The sequence below is a fragment of the Pseudomonas sp. LH1G9 genome (assembly GCF_002949975.1).
Classification (GTDB): domain Bacteria; phylum Pseudomonadota; class Gammaproteobacteria; order Pseudomonadales; family Pseudomonadaceae; genus Aquipseudomonas; species Aquipseudomonas veronii.
In genome coordinates this window covers 6,001,154-6,020,672 of record NZ_CP026880.1, presented here as the reverse complement: position 1 = coordinate 6,020,672, position 19,519 = coordinate 6,001,154, and the positions used below count along the sequence as shown (strand labels likewise).

Genomic DNA, 19,519 nt, shown 5'->3' with positions numbered 1-19,519 from the left:
GCTTTTTTACAGCCGGGAATCAGAACTGCGATTGCAGGTAATTCTCCAGGCCGACCAGCTTGATCAGGCCCAGCTGCTTTTCCAGCCAGTAGGTGTGATCTTCTTCGGTATCGGCCAACTGCACGCGCAGAATTTCACGGGTGACATAGTCGTTGTGCTGCTCGCACAGCTCGATGCCCTTGCACAGCGCTGCACGGACCCTGTTCTCGAGGCGCAGGTCAGCGGCGAGCATCTCAGGCACCGTTGTGCCTACGTCCAAGTCGTCAGGACGCATGCGTGGCGTGCCTTCGAGCATCAGGATACGGCGCATCAATGCGTCGGCGTGCTGGGTCTCTTCTTCCATCTCATGGTTGATACGCTCGTAGAGCTCGGTAAAGCCCCAGTCTTCGTACATACGCGAATGGATGAAATATTGGTCACGAGCCGCGAGTTCGCCCGTCAGCAACGTGTTGAGGTAATCGATTACGTCGGGGTGACCTTGCATCGCCCTACATCTCCCTGCTTGAAAGTCTTTAGTTTGAACCATGCTGACCCATAGGTCACGGAGCCAACGGCTGAAAAGTGAAGATTTCCTGAGAAAAGCAGCTGAATTAACGCAAAAACCGCCCAAATGAGGGCGGTTCTGCTTATCGTTTAGAGTCAGTTAATCGATACACCCAGCGCCTTTGCGATTGCTTCTCCATAAGCCGGATCGGCTTTGAAGAAGTGCTGCAACTGACGCTGGACCACATCACTGGAAACCCCCGCCATGGCGCCTGCGATGTTGCCGGTGAGCAAGGCTTTCTGCTCATCGTTCATCAGGCGGAACAGCGCACCGGCGTGGCTGTAATAGTCGGTGTCTTCGCGGTGATCGTAACGATCCGCGGCACCGCTCAGGGCCAATGCGGGCTCGGCGTACTGTGGCGCTTGTTTCGGCGCGTCGGCGTAGCTGTTTGGCTCATAGTTGGGCGCCGCACCACCGTTGCTGCCGAAGGCCATCGAGCCATCACGCTGGTAGCTGTTGACCGGGCTACGTGGGGCATTCACCGGCAATTGCTGGTGGTTGGTGCCGATACGGTAGCGGTGGGCATCTGCGTAAGCGAAGACGCGACCTTGCAGCATGCGGTCCGGCGACAGGCCAACACCCGGGACCATGTTGCTCGGGCCGAACGCCGCTTGTTCCACTTCGGCGAAGTAGTTCTGCGGATTACGGTTGAGCTCCAGCTCACCGACTTCGATCAGCGGGAACTCCTTCTGCGACCAGGTTTTGGTCACGTCAAAGGGGTTCTCGTAATGTGCGTTGGCCTGGGCCTCGGTCATGATCTGAATGCAGACGCGCCATTTCGGGAAATCCCCGCGCTCGATCGCACCAAACAGATCGCGCTGTGCGTAATCAGGGTCGGTACCGGCCAAACGTGCCGCCTCGGCCGGTGCCAGGTTCTTGATGCCTTGCTTGGTCTTGTAGTGCCACTTCACCCAGTGCCGCTCGCCCTTGGCGTTGATCAAGCTGTAGGTGTGGCTACCGAAGCCGTGCATGTGGCGGTAACCGTCAGGGATACCGCGATCGGAAAATAGGATGGTGACCTGGTGCAGCGCCTCCGGGGAGTGCGACCAGAAATCCCACATCATCTGCGCGCTTTTCAGATTGCTTTGCGGCAGGCGTTTTTGAGTGTGGATGAAATCAGGGAACTTGAGTGGGTCGCGGATGAAGAACACCGGGGTGTTGTTACCGACGATGTCCCAGTTGCCTTCTTCGGTGTAGAACTTCAAGGCAAAGCCACGAGGGTCGCGCTCGGTATCCGCCGAACCACGTTCGCCACCAACCGTGGAGAAACGCAGAAAGGTCGGCGTTTGTTTACCAACGGCCTCGAACAGCTTGGCGCTGGTGTACTGAGTAATGTCCCGGGTGACGGTGAACGTGCCGTAAGCACCCGAACCTTTGGCGTGTACGCGACGCTCAGGGATGTTTTCGCGGTTGAAGTGAGCGAGCTTCTCGATCAGGTGAAAATCATCGAGCAACAACGGGCCACGCGGGCCGGCGGAACGGGAGTTCTGGTTATCCGCCACGGGAGCGCCGCTGGCGGTGGTAAGAATTTTGTTCTGGCTCATGTTCAATCTTCCTCAGGTCGGACTTGGAACTGCCGGCTAATCGGCTTGCAGTGAGTATTGATCATCAACATGACGTCTACAAATTCATTAAATTGTGGACATCAATAGAAAATTACTACCAATACACCCGACGCCCATAATGCCGCGGCCAGATCGATGCACGCTTGTATCCATGGCGCTTTTCTTACGCGCACAAAAAACCGGGCGCTAGGCCCGGTTCTTCGTAACAGACTGTCGTCTTACTCGGCGCTTACAGCTTCGCCGGCAGTAGCACGATCAACCAACTCGACATACGCCATAGGCGCGTTGTCGCCAGCGCGGAAACCGCACTTGAGGATGCGCAGGTAGCCACCCTCACGGGTAGCGTAACGCTTGCCCAGGTCGTTGAAGAGCTTACCAACGATAGCTTTCGAACGAGTACGGTCGAAGGCCAGACGGCGGTTAGCCAGGCTGTCTGTCTTAGCCAAAGTGATCAGCGGCTCAGCAACGCGACGCAGTTCTTTAGCTTTCGGCAGTGTAGTTTTGATCAGCTCGTGCTCGAACAGCGACACCGCCATGTTTTGGAACATGGCCTTACGGTGCGAGCTGGTACGGCTCAGGTGACGTCCACTTTTACGATGACGCATGGTTCATTCCTTACCAAACTCACGTTCGGTGATTACGACGATCAGGCAGTCGCCTTGTCGTCCTTCTTAAGACTTGCAGGCGGCCAGTTGTCGAGGCGCATGCCGAGGGACAGACCGCGGGAGGCCAGAACGTCCTTGATTTCAGTCAAGGATTTCTTGCCCAGGTTCGGAGTCTTCAACAGTTCTACTTCGGTACGCTGAATCAGGTCGCCGATGTAGTAAATGTTTTCCGCCTTAAGGCAGTTAGCCGAACGTACAGTCAGTTCCAGATCGTCAACCGGGCGAAGCAGGATCGGATCGATCTCGTCTTCCTGCTCGATTACCACTGGTTCGCTGTCGCCTTTGAGGTCGACGAACGCAGCCAACTGCTGTTGCAGAATGGTTGCAGCGCGACGGATAGCCTCTTCAGGGTCCAGAGTACCGTTGGTTTCCAGATCAATAACCAGCTTGTCCAGGTTAGTACGCTGCTCGACACGGGCGTTTTCCACCACGTATGCGATGCGGCGAACCGGGCTGAACGAAGAGTCAAGCTGCAAGCGACCAATGCTGCGGCTTTCATCTTCATCGCTCTGACGCGAGTCGGCCGGTTCATAACCACGACCACGAGCTACAGTGAGCTTCATGTTCAGGGCGCCGTTAGACGCCAGGTTAGCGATTACGTGATCGGGGTTAACGATCTCGACATCATGATCCAGCTGAATATCGGCAGCGGTAACCACCCCCGAACCCTTCTTCGACAAGGTCAGCGTAACTTCGTCACGGCCGTGCAGCTTGATAGCCAGACCTTTAAGGTTCAACAGGATTTCAATTACGTCTTCCTGTACACCTTCGATGGCGCTGTACTCGTGGAGCACACCGTCAATCTCGGCCTCGACTACTGCACAGCCGGGCATTGAGGACAACAGGATGCGGCGCAGCGCGTTGCCCAGGGTGTGGCCAAAACCACGCTCGAGAGGCTCGAGTGTGATTTTGGCGCGGGTTGGACTGACAACCTGCACATCAATGTGGCGGGGTGTCAGGAACTCATTTACCGAAATCTGCATGGATGCACCTATTTTCTAGCCCTTACTTGGAGTAGAGCTCGACAATCAGGCTTTCGTTGATGTCGGCGGACAGATCACTGCGAGCTGGAACGTTCTTGAAAACGCCCGACTTCTTCTCAGTGTCTACTTCTACCCATTCTACGCGGCCACGTTGGGCACACAGATCGAGAGCTTGGACAATGCGAAGTTGGTTTTTTGCTTTCTCGCGAACAGCGACCACGTCACCAGCACGAACCTGGTAGGACGGAACGTTTACGGTCTGGCCGTTAACGCTGATCGACTTGTGCGATACCAGCTGACGGGATTCGGCACGAGTAGAACCAAAGCCCATACGGTATACAACGTTGTCCAGACGGCATTCGAGCAGTTGCAGCAGGTTTTCACCGGTTGCACCTTTCTTGCCAGCAGCTTCTTTGTAGTAGCCGCTGAACTGACGCTCGAGAACGCCGTAGATACGACGGACCTTCTGCTTTTCACGCAGTTGGGTGCCGTAATCGGACTGGCGACCGCGGCGTTGGCCGTGGATACCAGGTGCTGCTTCAATGTTGCACTTCGATTCGATCGCGCGCACGCCGCTCTTCAGGAAGAGATCGGTGCCTTCGCGACGAGCGAGTTTGCATTTTGGACCAATGTAACGAGCCATTCTTTACAATCTCCTGGATTACACGCGGCGCTTCTTCGGCGGACGGCACCCGTTGTGCGGGATTGGCGTCACGTCGGTGATGCTGGCGATCTTATAGCCACAGCCGTTCAAAGCACGGACAGCGGACTCACGACCTGGACCTGGACCTTTGACGTTAACGTCGAGGTTTTTCAGGCCGTATTCCAGCGCAGCTTGACCAGCACGTTCAGCAGCTACTTGAGCAGCGAACGGGGTGGACTTGCGGGAACCGCGGAAACCCGAACCACCGGAGGTAGCCCAAGAAAGCGCGTTACCTTGACGGTCGGTGATGGTCACGATGGTGTTGTTAAAAGAAGCATGGATGTGGGCGATGCCATCAACCACTGTCTTTTTAACTTTTTTACGAGGACGAGCAGCAGGTTTTGCCATGATAATTTTCCTGTCGATTCGCGGGGGCGATTACTTGCGGATCGGCTTACGCGGACCTTTACGGGTACGCGCGTTAGTCTTGGTACGCTGACCGCGTACTGGAAGACCACGACGATGACGCAGACCGCGATAGCAACCGAGGTCCATCAAACGCTTGATTTTCATGTTGATTTCGCGACGCAGGTCACCTTCAGTGGTGAACTTCGCCACTTCGCCACGCAGCAATTCAACCTGCTCGTCGCTCAGATCCTTGATCTTAGCGGCTGGGTTTACCCCAGCGACCGCGCAAATTTTCTGCGCAGTAGTGCGACCAACACCATAGATGTAGGTCAGCGAGATAACAGTGTGCTTGTTATCTGGAATGTTAACGCCTGCAATACGGGCCATTCAGTGGGACTCCAATTGACAGCTACCTACGCCCCGGAAGCCAAGAAATAGGGCGCGAGATAATATCGCTGTAATAACAAATAATCAACCCGGCAGCGCACTAGCTGCCGGGCTTCAAGCGGATCACACTCAGCCTTGGCGCTGTTTGTGACGCGGTTCCGCGCTGCAAATTACTCGAACAACACCTTCGCGGCGAATAATCTTGCAGTTACGGCACAGCTTTTTCACCGATGCACGAACTTTCATCACCAACTCCTCGAACCTTATGGGTACTCAGCGCAACATGCCGCTGCCGTAACCCTTCAGGTTGGCTTTCTTCATCAGGGATTCGTACTGGTGCGAAACGAGGTGCGATTGTACTTGGGACATGAAGTCCATCACAACCACGACCACGATCAGCAACGAGGTCCCGCCAAGGTAGAACGGAACGTTTGCTGCAACCACCAGGAACTGGGGCAACAAGCACACGGCCGTCATATATAGAGCACCGAACAGGGTCAAACGAGTCAGAACGCCATCAATGTAGCGTGCAGACTGCTCACCTGGACGGATGCCCGGAATAAAGGCACCGGACTTCTTCAGGTTTTCCGCTACGTCTTTCGGATTGAACATCAACGCCGTATAGAAGAAGCAGAAGAAAATAATCCCTGCACTAAACAGCAGAATATTCAACGGCTGACCAGGAGCGATCGACTGAGAGAGGTCCTGCAGCCAGCCCATGTTTTCAGACTGACCAAACCAGGTACCCAACGAAGCCGGAAACAGCAAGATGCTGCTCGCGAAAATCGCCGGAATAACACCGGCCATATTCACTTTCAGCGGCAAGTGGCTGGTCTGCGCGGCAAAGACCTTGCGGCCCTGCTGACGCTTGGCGTAGTGAACAGCAATACGACGCTGGCCACGCTCAATGAACACCACAAAACCGATAATCGCTACTGCCAGCAAACCGATGGCAACCAGGGCGAAAATGTTGATATCACCCTGACGTGCAGACTCGAAAGACTGCCCGATCGCTCTCGGAAGACCGGCGACGATACCTGCGAAAATCAACATCGAGATACCGTTACCAACACCACGCTCAGTAATCTGCTCACCCAGCCACATCATGAACATCGCACCAGCCACAAACGTGGATACCGCGACGAAATGGAAGCCAAAGTCACCAGTGAACGCAACACCCTGCCCCGCCAGGCCAACGGACATGCCGATAGCTTGAACCAGGGCGAGGATGACAGTGCCGTAGCGGGTGTACTGGCTAATCTTGCGACGGCCAGCTTCACCTTCCTTCTTCAACTGCTCCAGCTGCGGGCTGACGGCGGTCATCAGTTGCATGATGATCGATGCCGAAATGTACGGCATGATCCCCAGTGCAAAGATGCTCATCCGTTCCAGCGCGCCGCCGGAAAACATGTTGAACAAGCTAAGAATGGTCCCCTCATTCTGTCGAAACAGGTCTGCGAGTCGGTCCGGGTTGATACCTGGAACCGGGATGTGTGCGCCTATTCGGTAGACGATAATCGCCAGGAACAGAAAACGCAGACGAGCCCAAAGTTCAGACATACCGCCTTTGCCGAGCGCTGAGAGAGCACCTTGCTTAGCCATTTATTCCTCGAACTTGCCGCCAGCTGCTTCGATAGCCGAACGCGCACCTTTGGTGGCGCCGATTCCCTTGCCGATAGTGACAGCGCGAGTCACTTCACCGGACAGCATGATTTTCACACGCTGTACGTTGACGTTGATCACGTTGGCATCTTTCAGGGTCTGCACAGTAACGATGTCGCCTTCCACTTTAGCCAGCTCGGACAGACGCACTTCTGCGCGGTCCATGGCTTTCAGGGATACGAAACCGAACTTAGGCAGGCGACGATGCAGCGGCTGTTGGCCGCCTTCAAAGCCTGGAGCAATGGTGCCACCGGAGCGGGAGGTTTGACCTTTGTGGCCACGGCCACCAGTCTTACCCAAACCGCTACCGATACCACGGCCCGGACGATGCTTTTCGCGACGGGAACCCGGCGCTGGACTCAGATCATTGAGTTTCATCGATTAACCCTCGACACGCAGCATGTAGTAAGCCTTGTTGATCATCCCGCGATTCTCGGGAGTATCCTGGACTTCTACAGTGTGACCGATGCGACGCAGACCCAAACCCTTAACGCACAATTTGTGGTTAGGGATGCGGCCGGTCATGCTTTTGATCAGCGTTACTTTAACGGTAGCCATGATCAGAAGATCTCCTTGACGCTTTTGCCACGCTTGGCGGCAATGGATTCAGGAGACTGCATTGCTTTCAAACCCTTGAAAGTGGCGTGAACCACGTTTACTGGGTTAGTCGAGCCGTAGCACTTGGCCAGAACGTTCTGAACGCCAGCAACTTCGAGGACAGCACGCATAGCGCCGCCAGCGATGATACCAGTACCTTCAGAAGCAGGCTGCATGTACACCTTCGAAGCGCCATGGGCGGACTTCATTGCGTACTGCAGAGTGGTGCCGTTCAGATCAACTTGGATCATGTTGCGACGAGCAGCTTCCATTGCCTTCTGGATCGCAGCAGGCACTTCACGTGACTTGCCACGGCCGAAGCCAACGCGCCCTTTACCATCACCCACCACGGTCAACGCGGTGAAAGTGAAGATACGGCCGCCTTTAACGGTTTTGGCTACGCGGTTAACTTGAACCAGCTTCTCAATGTAGCCTTCGTCGCGCTTTTGGTCGTTATTTGACATAACTTAGAACTCCAGCCCAGCTTCACGAGCAGCATCAGCCAGCGCCTTGACGCGACCGTGATACTTGAAGCCAGAGCGGTCGAAAGCCACCTGCGAGACGCCAGCGGCTTTAGCACGCGTAGCGACCAGCTGGCCAACCTTAGTGGCCGCGTCGATGTTGCCGGTGGCACCATCACGCAGTTCTTTATCCAAAGTCGAGGCGCTTGCCAGGACTTTGTTGCCGTCGGCCGAGATGACCTGGGCGTAGATGTGCTGCGACGAGCGGAACACGCAGAGACGCACGACTTCGAGTTCGTGCATTTTCAGGCGTGCTTTGCGAGCGCGACGCAGTCGAGTAACTTTTTTGTCGGTCATTTGCTATGCCCTACTTCTTCTTGGCTTCTTTACGACGGACGACTTCGTCCGCGTAGCGCACACCTTTGCCTTTGTACGGCTCTGGTGGACGGAAGTCGCGGATCTCAGCGGCCACCTGACCTACCAGCTGCTTATCGATGCCCTTGATCAGGATATCGGTTTGGCTAGGGGTCTCAGCGGTGATGCCTTCCGGCAGTTCGTAATCCACTGGGTGCGAGAAGCCAAGGGCCAGGTTCAAAACCGTGCCTTTTGCTTGCGCTTTGTAACCAACACCGACCAGCTGGAGCTTACGCTCGAAGCCTTGGCTTACGCCTTGGACCATGTTGTTTACCAACGCACGCGTGGTACCGGCCATTGCGCGAGTTTGTTGATCGCCATTGCGAGCAGCGAAACGCAGCTCACCAGCTTCTTCAACGATCTCAACGGACGAATGGATGTTCAGTTCAAGAGTACCCTTGGCACCCTTCACCGAAAGCTGTTGGCCTGCGAATTTTACTTCGACACCGGCTGGCAGCTTAACGGGGTTCTTAGCGACGCGAGACATGCTTATCCCCCCTTAGAACACAGTGCAAAGAACTTCGCCGCCGACACCGGCAGCGCGCGCAGCACGATCCGTCATCACACCTTTGTTGGTGGAGACGATAGACACGCCAAGACCGCCACGAACTTTCGGCAGATCTTCAACGGACTTGTACTGACGCAGGCCTGGACGGCTAACGCGCTTCACTTCCTCGATGACCGGACGGCCTTCGAAGTACTTCAGCTCGATGGACAGCAGTGGTTTGATTTCGCTGCTGATCTGATAACCCGCAATGTAGCCTTCGTCTTTCAGGACTTTGGCAACAGCTACCTTCAACGTGGAAGATGGCATGCTTACGACGGACTTTTCAGCCATCTGGGCATTACGGATACGAGTTAGCATGTCCGCTAACGGGTCCTGCATACTCATGGGCTAGACGCTCCTAATACAAAAAAATTAGCCTTGCGGCTACATATGTCGCTGAGTATCTCCGGGCATAGAAAACACGGGCTCAGGCGAGCCGGGTATTCTAGACACACTCCGGAAATGAAACAAGCCCCAAAAGGGGCTTGTTCCAGATTCAAGGTACCGGCGGTCAGTATCTTGCGATTCAGACCGTCCGGACTTTGAAAGTACTTACCAGCTGGCTTTAACCAGACCTGGTACGTCACCACGCATTGCCGCTTCACGCAGTTTGTTACGGCCGAGGCCGAACTTGCGGTAAACGCCGTGTGGACGACCGGTCAGGCGGCAGCGGTTACGCATGCGCGAGGCGCTTGCGTCACGTGGCTGCTTCTGCAGAGCTACTGTGGCTTCCCAACGTGCTTCTGGACTTGCGTTCAGATCAACGATGATTGCTTTCAGTGCTGCACGCTTCTTGGCGTACTTGGCAACCGTGAGCTGACGTTTCAGCTCGCGGTTTTTCATGCTCATCTTGGCCATGGTCCTACTCCAATCAGTTGCGGAACGGGAATTTGAAAGCACGCAACAGGGCGCGACCTTCATCATCGTTCTTGGCAGTGGTGGTCAGGGTGATGTCCAGACCGCGGAGAGCATCGATCTTGTCGTAGTCGATTTCCGGGAAGATGATCTGCTCTTTCACGCCCATGCTGTAGTTACCACGACCATCGAAGGACTTGGCATTCAGGCCGCGGAAGTCGCGGACCCGAGGCAGGGAGATCGACAGCAGACGATCCAGGAATTCGTACATACGCTCACGGCGCAGAGTCACTTTGACGCCGATCGGCCAACCTTCACGGACTTTAAAGCCAGCGATGGATTTCCGAGCGTAAGTCACAACGACTTTTTGACCGGTGATCTTTTCCAGGTCAGCAACAGCGTGCTCGATGACTTTTTTGTCGCCGATCGCTTCGCCCAGACCCATGTTCAGGGTGATTTTGGTAACGCGCGGAACTTCCATCACGTTCCCGAGCTTAAGTTCTTCCTTAAGCTTGGGGGCGATTTCCTTCCGGTAAATCTCTTGTAGTCGTGCCATGGTCTTATCTACCTAGCAGTGTTCAAGCATCAACCGCTTTTTGGGTCGACTTGAAGACACGAATTTTCTTACCGTCTTCTACTTTGAAACCAACGCGGTCAGCCTTGTTGGTTTCGCCGTTGAAGATGGCGACGTTAGAAGCGTGCAGTGGCGCTTCTTTCTCGACGATACCGCCTTGTACGCCCGACATAGGGTTAGGCTTGGTATGACGCTTGACCAGGTTCAGACCACCGACGACCAGACGGTCGTCAGCGAGAACCTTCAGCACCTTACCGCGCTTACCTTTGTCTTTGCCGGCGATCACGATGATCTCGTCGTCACGACGAATCTTTTGCATGTCGGATCTCCTTACAGCACTTCTGGGGCGAGCGAGACGATCTTCATGAACTTCTCAGTACGAAGTTCACGGGTCACTGGCCCAAAGATACGGGTGCCGATCGGCTCTTGCTTGTTGTTCAGAAGAACAGCAGCGTTGCCATCAAAGCGGATAATGGAGCCATCTGCACGGCGAACGCCGTGACGAGTGCGGACTACAACAGCAGTCATCACTTGGCCTTTTTTCACTTTACCGCGAGGAATTGCTTCCTTCACGGTAACTTTGATGATGTCACCGATACCAGCGTAACGACGATGGGAGCCACCCAGCACCTTGATGCACATAACACGGCGAGCGCCGCTGTTATCGGCCACATCGAGCATGGATTGAGTCTGAATCATATAATTTCTCCGACCCCTAGTCCTTAGACTTCCACAGCGCGTTCGAGAACATCAACCAGTGCCCAAGACTTGGTCTTGGCCAGCGGACGAGTTTCACGAATAGTGACTTTGTCGCCGATGTGGCACTGATTGGTTTCGTCGTGCGCGTGCAGCTTAGTCGAACGCTTAACATATTTACCGTAGATCGGGTGCTTAACGCGACGCTCGATCAAAACGGTGATGGTTTTGTCCATCTTGTCGCTGACAACACGGCCAGTCAGCGTACGGACAGTCTTTTCGGCTTCAGCCATGATCACTTACCTGCCTGCTGGTTGAGCACAGTCTTCACGCGAGCGATGTCACGCTTAACTTGCGAGAGCAGATGAGACTGCCCCAACTGGCCAGTTGCTTTCTGCATGCGCAGATTGAACTGGTCGCGCAGCAGGCCGAGCAGTTGCTCGTTCAGCTGCTGTGCGGATTTTTCACGAAGTTCATTCGCTTTCATCACATCACCGTCCGTTTAACAAAGGCGGTGGCGAGCGGCAGCTTTGCAGCAGCCAGGGCAAAAGCCTCACGCGCCAGCTCTTCAGTTACACCCTCGATTTCATACAGGACTTTGCCTGGCTGAATCTGGGCTACCCAGTATTCCACGTTACCCTTACCTTTACCCATCCGAACTTCGAGGGGCTTTTTGGAGATCGGCTTGTCCGGGAATACACGGATCCAGATCTTGCCGCCACGTTTTACGTGACGGGTCAGAGCACGACGCGCTGACTCGATCTGACGAGCGGTGAGACGACCACGAGCTACAGACTTCAGCGCGAATTCGCCGAAGCTGACTTTGCTACCGCGCTGAGCCAGACCACGGTTGTGGCCTGTCATCTGCTTGCGGAACTTCGTACGCTTTGGTTGCAACATTTGGCGTACCCCTTACTTAGCAGCTTTTTTACGAGGCGCTGGTGCTTGTGGTTTCAGTTCTTCTTGGCGACCACCAATTACTTCGCCTTTGAAGATCCAAACCTTTACACCGATCACACCATAAGTGGTGTGAGCTTCGTAGTTGGCATAGTCGATGTCGGCACGCAGGGTGTGCAGTGGCACACGACCTTCGCGATACCATTCAGTACGTGCGATTTCAGCACCGCCGAGACGACCGCTCACTTGGATTTTGATGCCTTTGGCACCAATACGCATGGCGTTCTGTACGGCGCGCTTCATAGCGCGACGGAACATGACGCGACGCTCCAGCTGCTGAGCTACGCTCTGCGCAACCAGCATACCGTCGAGCTCCGGCTTGCGGATCTCTTCGATATTGATGTGCACAGGCACACCCATTTGCTTGGTCAGGTCCTGACGCAGTTTCTCAACATCTTCACCTTTCTTCCCGATAACGATACCTGGACGAGCGGTGTGGATGGTGATACGTGCAGTTTGTGCCGGACGATGGATATCGATACGGCTTACGGACGCGCTTTTTAGTTTGTCTTGGAGATACTCACGCACCTTCAGATCAGCGAACAAATAGTCCGCATAAGTCCGACCGTCTGCGTACCAGACGGAGGTGTGCTCCTTGACGATTCCCAGGCGAATGCCAATGGGATGTACTTTCTGACCCATCTCTTCGACTCCGTTACTTGTCAGCAACCTTGACAGTGATATGGCAAGACCGCTTGACGATGCGATCAGCACGGCCTTTGGCACGCGGCATGATACGCTTCAGCGAACGCCCTTCGTTGACGAAAACGGTGCTGACCTTCAGGTCATCAACGTCTGCGCCTTCGTTATGCTCGGCGTTGGCTACGGCCGACTCCAGCACTTTCTTCATGATCTCGGCGGCTTTCTTACTGCTGAAAGCCAACAGGTTGAGCGCTTCGCCCACCTTCTTCCCGCGGATCTGGTCGGCGACCAAGCGGGCTTTCTGGGCGGAGATTCGAGCGCCCGACAACTTAGCGGCTACTTCCATTTCCTTACCCCTTAACGCTTGGCTTTCTTGTCTGCCACGTGCCCACGATAAGTGCGGGTACCGGCAAACTCGCCTAGTTTGTGGCCGACCATGTCTTCGTTAACGAGAACTGGGACGTGTTGACGACCGTTGTGTACTGCGATGGTCAGACCGACCATTTGTGGCAGGATCATCGAACGACGCGACCAGGTCTTAACTGGTTTGCGATCGTTCTTTTCCGCCGCCACTTCGATCTTCTTCAGTAGGTGAAGATCAATAAAAGGACCTTTTTTCAGAGAACGTGGCACTGTCGTATCCCTCTATTTACTTGCGACGACGGACGATCATTTTGTCGGTACGCTTATTACCACGAGTCTTCGCGCCCTTAGTCGGGAAGCCCCATGGCGATACCGGATGACGACCACCAGAGGTACGACCTTCACCACCACCGTGTGGGTGGTCAACCGGGTTCATGGCAACACCACGAACGGTTGGGCGAACGCCACGCCAGCGTTTGGCACCAGCTTTACCCAGCGAACGCAGGCTGTGCTCGGAGTTCGAGACTTCACCCAGGGTCGCGCGGCATTCAGCCAGCACTTTACGCATCTCACCAGAACGCAGACGCAGGGTCACGTAGACACCTTCACGAGCGATCAGCTGAGCCGAAGCACCAGCGGAACGAGCGATTTGCGCGCCTTTACCTGGCTTCAATTCGATGCCGTGTACGGTGCTACCAACTGGAATGTTACGCAGTTGCAGAGCGTTGCCCGGCTTGATCGGTGCCAGAGCACCTGCGATCAGCTGGTCACCAGCACTCACGCCTTTAGGGGCGATGATGTAGCGACGCTCGCCATCTGCGTACAGCAGCAGAGCGATGTGAGCAGTACGGTTTGGATCGTATTCGATACGCTCGACAGTGGCAGCGATGCCATCTTTGTCGTTGCGACGGAAGTCGACCAGACGATAATGCTGTTTATGGCCACCACCGATGTGACGAGTGGTAATGCGACCATTGTTGTTACGACCACCAGTCTTCGATTTCTTCTCGAGCAGCGGTGCGTGAGGAGCGCCTTTATGCAGCTCCTGGTTGACCACCTTGACCACAAAACGGCGGCCAGGGGAAGTCGGTTTGCATTTAACGATTGCCATGATGCACCCCTTCCTTACTCAGCACTGCTGCTGAAATCGAGATCTTGGCCTGGCTGAAGGGAGATAACTGCCTTCTTCCAGTCATTACGCTTGCCCAGACCGCGAGCAGTGCGCTTGCTCTTACCCAGAACATTCAGGGTAGTAACACGCTCTACTTTCACGCTGAACAGGCTTTCGACGGCCTTCTTGATTTCCAGCTTGGTTGCGTCAGTTGCAACCTTGAAAACGAACTGGCCTTTCTTGTCAGCCAGAACCGTAGCCTTTTCGGAAACGTGCGGGCCAAGCAGAACTTTAAATACGCGTTCCTGGTTCATCCCAGCAGCTCCTCGAATTTCTTCACGGCCGACACGGTGATCAACACCTTGTCGTATGCGATCAGACTAACTGGATCGGAACCTTGCACGTCACGTACATCAACGTGTGGCAGGTTGCGAGCAGCCAGGTACAGGTTCTGATCAACAGCTTCAGACACGATCAAGACGTCAGTCAGGCCCATGCCATTCAGCTTGTTCAGCAGATCTTTGGTTTTCGGTGCTTCAACAGCGAAGTCCTGAACCACGACCAGACGATCAGTACGCACGAGTTCAGCAAGGATGGAGCGCAGTGCTGCGCGGTACATCTTCTTGTTGAGCTTCTGAGTGTGATCCTGCGGACGAGCTGCGAAAGTGGTACCGCCGCCGCGCCAGATTGGGCTACGGATAGTACCGGCACGAGCACGGCCAGTACCTTTCTGACGCCAAGGGCGCTTACCGCCACCACGAACGTCGGAACGGGTCTTTTGCTGCTTGCTACCTTGACGGCCGCCGGCCATGTAGGCCACGACTGCTTGGTGAACGAGCGTCTCGTTGAATTCGCCGCCAAATGTCAGTTCGGAAACTTCGATCGCTTGAGCGTCATTTACATTTAATTGCATGTCAGCTTCCCCTTAACCGCGAGCCTTGGCCGCTGGACGTACAACCAGGTTGCCGCCAGTAGCGCCAGGAACAGCACCCTTGACCAACAACAGATTGCGTTCAGCGTCGACGCGCACTACTTCGAGGGACTGCACGGTCACGCGCTCAGCGCCCATATGACCGGACATTTTTTTGCCCTTGAATACACGACCAGGAGTCTGGCACTGGCCAATAGAGCCCGGGACGCGGTGGGAAACGGAGTTACCGTGAGTGTTGTCTTGGCCACGGAAATTCCAACGCTTGATCGTACCCTGGAAGCCTTTACCCTTGGACTGACCGGTTACATCAACCAGTTGACCAGCGGCGAAGATTTCAGCGTTGATCAGATCGCCAGCCTGGTAGTCGCCTTCTTCAAGACGGAACTCCATAACAGTGCGACCAGCTGCAACGTTTGCTTTAGCGAAGTGACCTGCTTGAGCAGCAGTCACGCGCGAAGCACGACGCTCGCCGACAGTGACTTGCACTGCACGATAGCCATCGGTTTCTTCAGTTTTGAACTGGGTGACGCGATTCGGTTCGATCTCAATGACCGTGACCGGAATGGAGACACCTTCTTCGGTGAAAATACGGGTCATACCGCATTTACGACCGACTACACCAATAGTCATGTTGTAAACCTCATGAGTGTACGGGGCTTTCACCCGCTATGGCCGCCCATTTCAGAGCGTTACACGACTAAGACCCAAGTCTTAGCCGAGGCTGATCTGTACTTCCACACCGGCCGCCAGATCAAGCTTCATAAGTGCATCAACGGTTTTATCCGTTGGCTGGACGATGTCCAGTACGCGCTTATGAGTACGGATCTCGTACTGGTCACGCGCGTCTTTGTTGACGTGCGGGGAGACCAGAACGGTGAACCGCTCTTTACGGGTAGGCAGTGGAATTGGACCACGCACTTGAGCACCAGTACGTTTCGCGGTTTCCACGATTTCCTGGGTGGATTGGTCGATCAGGCGATGGTCAAAAGCCTTCAACCTGATACGGATTTGCTGATTTTGCATTGGATTTCAGACTCCGGCTGCTATTCCCAGCGAGCGCAATACGCCCGTTAAAAGGAGGCGCAATTCTATAGACGCCCCAGATAGGTGTCAACCCAATAAAAAAAGCCCCCGCTGAGCGGGGGCTTTTTCAAAACCTCGAAGCTAACTCAAAAAAGAGCTTACTCGATGATTTTAGCTACAACGCCAGCACCAACGGTACGGCCGCCTTCACGGATAGCGAAGCGCAGACCGTCTTCCATTGCGATGGTTTTGATCAGGGTAACAGTCATTTGAATGTTATCGCCTGGCATTACCATTTCAACGCCTTCTGGCAATTCGCAGTTACCAGTCACGTCAGTAGTACGGAAGTAGAACTGTGGACGGTAGCCTTTGAAGAACGGAGTGTGACGACCGCCTTCTTCCTTGCTCAGAACGTAAACTTCTGCGGTGAACTTGGTGTGCGGCTTAACGGTACCTGGCTTAACCAGAACCTGACCACGTTCAACGTCATCACGCTTGGTGCCGCGCAGCAGTACGCCACAGTTCTCGCCAGCACGACCTTCGTCGAGCAGCTTGCGGAACATTTCAACACCGGTGCAAGTGGTAACGGTGGTGTCACGCAGACCAACGATTTCCAGTGGGTCTTGAACGCGAACGATACCACGCTCGATACGACCAGTCACAACAGTACCACGACCCGAGATCGAGAATACGTCTTCGATTGGCATCAGGAATGGCTTGTCGGTCAGACGAACTGGTTCTGGGATGTAGCTGTCCAGAGTTTCAACCAGTTTACGAACGGCAGTGGTGCCCATTTCGTTGTCGTCTTTGCCTTCCAGCGCCATACGAGCAGAACCGATGATGATCGGAGTGTCGTCGCCTGGGAAGTCGTAAGTGCTCAGCAGATCGCGCACTTCCATCTCAACCAGTTCCAGCAGCTCAGCGTCGTCTACCAGGTCAGCCTTGTTCAGGAAAACCACGATGTACGGAACGCCTACCTGACGGGACAGCAGGATGTGCTCACGGGTTTGTGGCATCGGACCATCAGCGGCCGAGCAAACCAGGATCGCGCCGTCCATCTGGGCAGCACCAGTGATCATGTTCTTCACATAGTCAGCGTGACCTGGGCAGTCAACGTGAGCGTAGTGACGAATCTTCGAGTTGTACTCGACGTGCGCAGTGTTGATGGTGATACCACGAGCTTTTTCTTCTGGTGCGCTGTCGATTTTATCGAAATCAACGATTGCGGAACCGAATACTTCGGAGCAAACGCGAGTCAGAGCAGCAGTCAGAGTGGTTTTACCGTGGTCAACGTGACCGATGGTGCCAACGTTGACGTGCGGTAGGGAACGATCAAATTTTTCTTTAGCCACGACAATTAACTCCTTGCCTAAAGGACTGAATCAGCCTTGTTTTTTGGATACAGTTTCAGCGATGTGCGCCGGAGCTGTGTTGTATTTTTTGAATTCCATAGAGTAGCTTGCGCGACCCTGGGACATGGAGCGAACGTCGGTCGCATAACCGAACATCTCACCCAACGGAACCTCGGCGCGAATCACTTTGCCGGAAACCGTGTCTTCCATACCCAAGATCATGCCGCGACGACGGTTAAGGTCGCCCATGACATCACCCATATAGTCTTCAGGTGTAACAACTTCTACCGCCATGATTGGCTCAAGCAACTCACCACCGCCCTTCTGGGCCAGTTGCTTGGTTGCCATGGAAGCAGCCACCTTGAACGCCATCTCGTTGGAGTCGACGTCGTGGTAAGAACCGTCAAAAACGGTTGCTTTCAGGCCGATCAGCGGATAGCCGGCGACAACACCGTTCTTCATCTGCTCTTCGATACCCTTCTGGATAGCAGGGATGTATTCCTTAGGAACAACACCACCTACTACTTCGTTCACGAATTGCAGACCTTCCTGACCTTCGTCAGCAGGAGCAAAACGGATCCAGCAGTGACCGAACTGACCACGACCGCCGGACTGACGAACGAACTTGCCTTCGATTTCACAGTTCTTCGTGATGCGCTCACGATAGGAAACCTGAGGCTTACCGATGTTGGCTTCGACGTTGAACTCACGGCGCATCCGGTCAACCAGGATGTCCAGGTGCAACTCGCCCATGCCGGAGATGATCGTTTGACCAGTCTCTTCATCAGTCTTGACGCGGAAAGATGGATCTTCCTGAGCAAGTTTGCCCAGAGCGATACCCATTTTTTCCTGGTCATCCTTGGTCTTAGGCTCTACGGCAACCGAAATAACCGGCTCCGGGAAGTCCATGCGAACCAGGATGATTGGCTTAGCAGCGTCGCACAAAGTTTCACCAGTGGTGACGTCCTTCATGCCGATCAGGGCCGCGATGTCACCAGCGCGCACTTCCTTGATCTCTTCACGGGCGTTTGCGTGCATTTGCACCATACGACCCACGCGCTCTTTCTTACCTTTAACCGAGTTGATCACGCCGTCGCCGGAGGCCAACACGCCCGAGTAAACGCGGACGAAAGTCAAGGTACCCACGAATGGGTCGGTTGCGATCTTGAACGCCAGAGCCGAGAACGGCTCGCTGTCATCGGCGTGACGCTCCATCTCTTCTTCCTCGTTATCAGGGTTGGTACCCTTGATAGCAGGAATGTCGGTTGGAGCAGGCAGGTAGTCGATAACGGCGTCGAGAACCAGGGGAACACCCTTGTTCTTGAAGGAAGAACCACAAACAGCCAAGACGATCTCACCAGCGATAGTACGCTGACGCAGAGCGGCCTTGATTTCCGCGTTGGTGAGTTCTTCACCTTCGAGGTACTTGTTCATCAGTTCTTCGCTGGCTTCGGCAGCAGCCTCAACCATGTTGTTACGCCACTCGTCAGCCAGTTCCTGCAGTTCAGCAGGGATAGGCTTACGAACAGGAACCATACCTTTGTCGGCGTCATTCCAGTAGACGGCTTCCATGGCGATCAGATCGATCTGGCCCTGGAAGTTATCTTCGGAACCGATTGCCAATTGAATTGGCACCGGAGTGTGACCCAGACGCTGCTTGATCTGACCGATCACGCGCAGGAAGTTGGCACCAGCACGGTCCATCTTGTTTACGTAAACAAGACGTGGAACGCCGTATTTGTTGGCTTGACGCCATACGGTTTCCGACTGAGGCTCAACACCCGAGGTACCGCAGAACACAACGACAGCGCCGTCGAGTACACGCAGGGAACGTTCAACTTCAATGGTGAAGTCTACGTGGCCTGGGGTATCGATAACGTTGAAGCGGTGCTCGTCTTTGTACTGCTTCTCGGAACCTTTCCAGAAGGCGGTAATAGCAGCAGAAGTAATGGTAATACCACGCTCCTGCTCCTGAACCATCCAGTCTGTGGTCGCGGCGCCGTCATGCACCTCGCCCATCTTGTGACTTTTGCCGGTGTAAAAAAGGACGCGCTCGGTGGTCGTGGTTTTACCAGCATCCACGTGAGCAACGATACCAATGTTACGGTAGCGATTAATCGGTGTAGTACGAGCCATAAA

Annotated in this window: 32 protein-coding genes; all 32 read right to left on the bottom strand. The window is 54.6% G+C overall.

The window, feature by feature from the left end; translation table 11 throughout:
* Positions 1–19: 19 nt before the first annotated feature.
* On the bottom strand, positions 20–484 hold the full coding sequence (bfr, locus tag C5F70_RS27915) for a bacterioferritin (protein ID WP_104904365.1): 465 nt from the start codon (positions 482–484) through the stop codon (positions 20–22).
* A gap of 155 nt (positions 485–639) precedes the next feature.
* Positions 640–2,088: a catalase gene (locus tag C5F70_RS27910; RefSeq protein WP_079444808.1), complete on the bottom strand. Its 1,449-nt coding sequence runs from the start codon at positions 2,086–2,088 to the stop codon at positions 640–642.
* Positions 2,089–2,327: 239 nt separating this feature from the next.
* Complete coding sequence (gene rplQ, locus C5F70_RS27905; protein WP_003176402.1) at positions 2,328–2,714, bottom strand: 50S ribosomal protein L17; 387 nt, start codon at positions 2,712–2,714, stop codon at positions 2,328–2,330.
* Positions 2,715–2,755: 41 nt separating this feature from the next.
* Entirely contained in the window at positions 2,756–3,757 is a 1,002-nt protein-coding gene (gene rpoA / locus C5F70_RS27900; protein ID WP_003176403.1) for a DNA-directed RNA polymerase subunit alpha, read from the bottom strand.
* A gap of 22 nt (positions 3,758–3,779) precedes the next feature.
* The gene (rpsD, locus tag C5F70_RS27895; protein ID WP_003176404.1) at positions 3,780–4,400 is read right to left on the bottom strand and encodes a 30S ribosomal protein S4; all 621 of its coding nucleotides are present in this window, start codon (positions 4,398–4,400) and stop codon (positions 3,780–3,782) included.
* Between the two features lie 18 nt (positions 4,401–4,418).
* Positions 4,419–4,808 (bottom strand): 30S ribosomal protein S11, encoded by a 390-nt coding sequence (rpsK, locus tag C5F70_RS27890; protein WP_002555466.1) that lies wholly within the window; start codon positions 4,806–4,808, stop codon positions 4,419–4,421.
* A 30-nt stretch (positions 4,809–4,838) separates the two neighbouring features.
* A complete protein-coding gene (rpsM, locus tag C5F70_RS27885) occupies positions 4,839–5,195 on the bottom strand; it encodes a 30S ribosomal protein S13 (RefSeq protein WP_017848803.1) in 357 nt (118 codons plus the stop codon).
* A gap of 129 nt (positions 5,196–5,324) precedes the next feature.
* A complete protein-coding gene (rpmJ, locus tag C5F70_RS27880) occupies positions 5,325–5,441 on the bottom strand; it encodes a 50S ribosomal protein L36 (RefSeq protein ID WP_002555468.1) in 117 nt (38 codons plus the stop codon).
* A 27-nt stretch (positions 5,442–5,468) separates the two neighbouring features.
* Positions 5,469–6,797 (bottom strand): preprotein translocase subunit SecY, encoded by a 1,329-nt coding sequence (gene secY / locus C5F70_RS27875; protein ID WP_003176406.1) that lies wholly within the window; start codon positions 6,795–6,797, stop codon positions 5,469–5,471.
* The gene (gene rplO, locus C5F70_RS27870) at positions 6,798–7,235 is read right to left on the bottom strand and encodes a 50S ribosomal protein L15 (RefSeq protein ID WP_003176407.1); all 438 of its coding nucleotides are present in this window, start codon (positions 7,233–7,235) and stop codon (positions 6,798–6,800) included.
* A 3-nt stretch (positions 7,236–7,238) separates the two neighbouring features.
* Complete coding sequence (rpmD, locus tag C5F70_RS27865) at positions 7,239–7,415, bottom strand: 50S ribosomal protein L30 (protein WP_003176408.1); 177 nt, start codon at positions 7,413–7,415, stop codon at positions 7,239–7,241.
* Between the two features lie 2 nt (positions 7,416–7,417).
* Positions 7,418–7,918, bottom strand: a complete 501-nt coding sequence (gene rpsE, locus C5F70_RS27860; protein WP_003186035.1) for a 30S ribosomal protein S5 — start codon at positions 7,916–7,918, stop codon at positions 7,418–7,420.
* Between the two features lie 3 nt (positions 7,919–7,921).
* Positions 7,922–8,272, bottom strand: a complete 351-nt coding sequence (gene rplR / locus C5F70_RS27855) for a 50S ribosomal protein L18 (RefSeq protein ID WP_003186037.1) — start codon at positions 8,270–8,272, stop codon at positions 7,922–7,924.
* Positions 8,273–8,282: 10 nt separating this feature from the next.
* Positions 8,283–8,816: a 50S ribosomal protein L6 gene (rplF, locus tag C5F70_RS27850; protein ID WP_003176412.1), complete on the bottom strand. Its 534-nt coding sequence runs from the start codon at positions 8,814–8,816 to the stop codon at positions 8,283–8,285.
* A gap of 12 nt (positions 8,817–8,828) precedes the next feature.
* Complete coding sequence (gene rpsH / locus C5F70_RS27845; protein ID WP_017848802.1) at positions 8,829–9,221, bottom strand: 30S ribosomal protein S8; 393 nt, start codon at positions 9,219–9,221, stop codon at positions 8,829–8,831.
* 207 nt (positions 9,222–9,428) lie between these two features.
* Positions 9,429–9,734: a 30S ribosomal protein S14 gene (rpsN, locus tag C5F70_RS27840; RefSeq protein WP_003176414.1), complete on the bottom strand. Its 306-nt coding sequence runs from the start codon at positions 9,732–9,734 to the stop codon at positions 9,429–9,431.
* A 13-nt stretch (positions 9,735–9,747) separates the two neighbouring features.
* Entirely contained in the window at positions 9,748–10,287 is a 540-nt protein-coding gene (rplE, locus tag C5F70_RS27835; protein ID WP_003194642.1) for a 50S ribosomal protein L5, read from the bottom strand.
* Positions 10,288–10,309: 22 nt separating this feature from the next.
* Positions 10,310–10,624 carry a 50S ribosomal protein L24 gene (gene rplX, locus C5F70_RS27830; protein ID WP_007896770.1) on the bottom strand — a complete coding sequence of 105 codons (315 nt, stop codon included), beginning with the start codon at positions 10,622–10,624 and terminating at the stop codon, positions 10,310–10,312.
* An 11-nt stretch (positions 10,625–10,635) separates the two neighbouring features.
* On the bottom strand, positions 10,636–11,004 hold the full coding sequence (rplN, locus tag C5F70_RS27825) for a 50S ribosomal protein L14 (RefSeq protein WP_002555479.1): 369 nt from the start codon (positions 11,002–11,004) through the stop codon (positions 10,636–10,638).
* A gap of 23 nt (positions 11,005–11,027) precedes the next feature.
* Entirely contained in the window at positions 11,028–11,294 is a 267-nt protein-coding gene (gene rpsQ / locus C5F70_RS27820) for a 30S ribosomal protein S17 (protein ID WP_003176419.1), read from the bottom strand.
* Positions 11,295–11,296: 2 nt separating this feature from the next.
* Positions 11,297–11,488 (bottom strand): 50S ribosomal protein L29, encoded by a 192-nt coding sequence (gene rpmC / locus C5F70_RS27815; RefSeq protein ID WP_002555481.1) that lies wholly within the window; start codon positions 11,486–11,488, stop codon positions 11,297–11,299.
* Positions 11,488–11,901, bottom strand: coding sequence for a 50S ribosomal protein L16 (rplP, locus tag C5F70_RS27810; protein WP_003232424.1), 414 nt, complete (start codon positions 11,899–11,901; stop codon positions 11,488–11,490). Before rplP ends, rpmC begins: the two co-directional genes overlap by 1 nt.
* Positions 11,902–11,913: 12 nt before the next feature.
* Positions 11,914–12,600 carry a 30S ribosomal protein S3 gene (gene rpsC, locus C5F70_RS27805; RefSeq protein ID WP_003176422.1) on the bottom strand — a complete coding sequence of 229 codons (687 nt, stop codon included), beginning with the start codon at positions 12,598–12,600 and terminating at the stop codon, positions 11,914–11,916.
* A gap of 13 nt (positions 12,601–12,613) precedes the next feature.
* Positions 12,614–12,946 (bottom strand): 50S ribosomal protein L22, encoded by a 333-nt coding sequence (gene rplV / locus C5F70_RS27800; protein WP_003103908.1) that lies wholly within the window; start codon positions 12,944–12,946, stop codon positions 12,614–12,616.
* Between the two features lie 11 nt (positions 12,947–12,957).
* On the bottom strand, positions 12,958–13,233 hold the full coding sequence (gene rpsS / locus C5F70_RS27795; protein WP_002555486.1) for a 30S ribosomal protein S19: 276 nt from the start codon (positions 13,231–13,233) through the stop codon (positions 12,958–12,960).
* Between the two features lie 16 nt (positions 13,234–13,249).
* The gene (gene rplB, locus C5F70_RS27790) at positions 13,250–14,074 is read right to left on the bottom strand and encodes a 50S ribosomal protein L2 (protein WP_003210080.1); all 825 of its coding nucleotides are present in this window, start codon (positions 14,072–14,074) and stop codon (positions 13,250–13,252) included.
* 14 nt (positions 14,075–14,088) lie between these two features.
* A complete protein-coding gene (rplW, locus tag C5F70_RS27785; RefSeq protein WP_002555488.1) occupies positions 14,089–14,388 on the bottom strand; it encodes a 50S ribosomal protein L23 in 300 nt (99 codons plus the stop codon).
* Positions 14,385–14,987 (bottom strand): 50S ribosomal protein L4, encoded by a 603-nt coding sequence (rplD, locus tag C5F70_RS27780; RefSeq protein WP_003210082.1) that lies wholly within the window; start codon positions 14,985–14,987, stop codon positions 14,385–14,387. The genes rplW and rplD overlap by 4 nt, the downstream gene beginning before the upstream one ends.
* Positions 14,988–14,999: 12 nt before the next feature.
* Complete coding sequence (gene rplC / locus C5F70_RS27775; protein ID WP_007253310.1) at positions 15,000–15,635, bottom strand: 50S ribosomal protein L3; 636 nt, start codon at positions 15,633–15,635, stop codon at positions 15,000–15,002.
* A gap of 81 nt (positions 15,636–15,716) precedes the next feature.
* A complete protein-coding gene (gene rpsJ, locus C5F70_RS27770; RefSeq protein ID WP_003186070.1) occupies positions 15,717–16,028 on the bottom strand; it encodes a 30S ribosomal protein S10 in 312 nt (103 codons plus the stop codon).
* A 158-nt stretch (positions 16,029–16,186) separates the two neighbouring features.
* A complete protein-coding gene (gene tuf, locus C5F70_RS27765) occupies positions 16,187–17,380 on the bottom strand; it encodes an elongation factor Tu (RefSeq protein ID WP_017848801.1) in 1,194 nt (397 codons plus the stop codon).
* 30 nt (positions 17,381–17,410) lie between these two features.
* Positions 17,411–19,516, bottom strand: coding sequence for an elongation factor G (fusA, locus tag C5F70_RS27760; protein ID WP_017848800.1), 2,106 nt, complete (start codon positions 19,514–19,516; stop codon positions 17,411–17,413).
* Positions 19,517–19,519 lie beyond the last annotated feature (3 nt).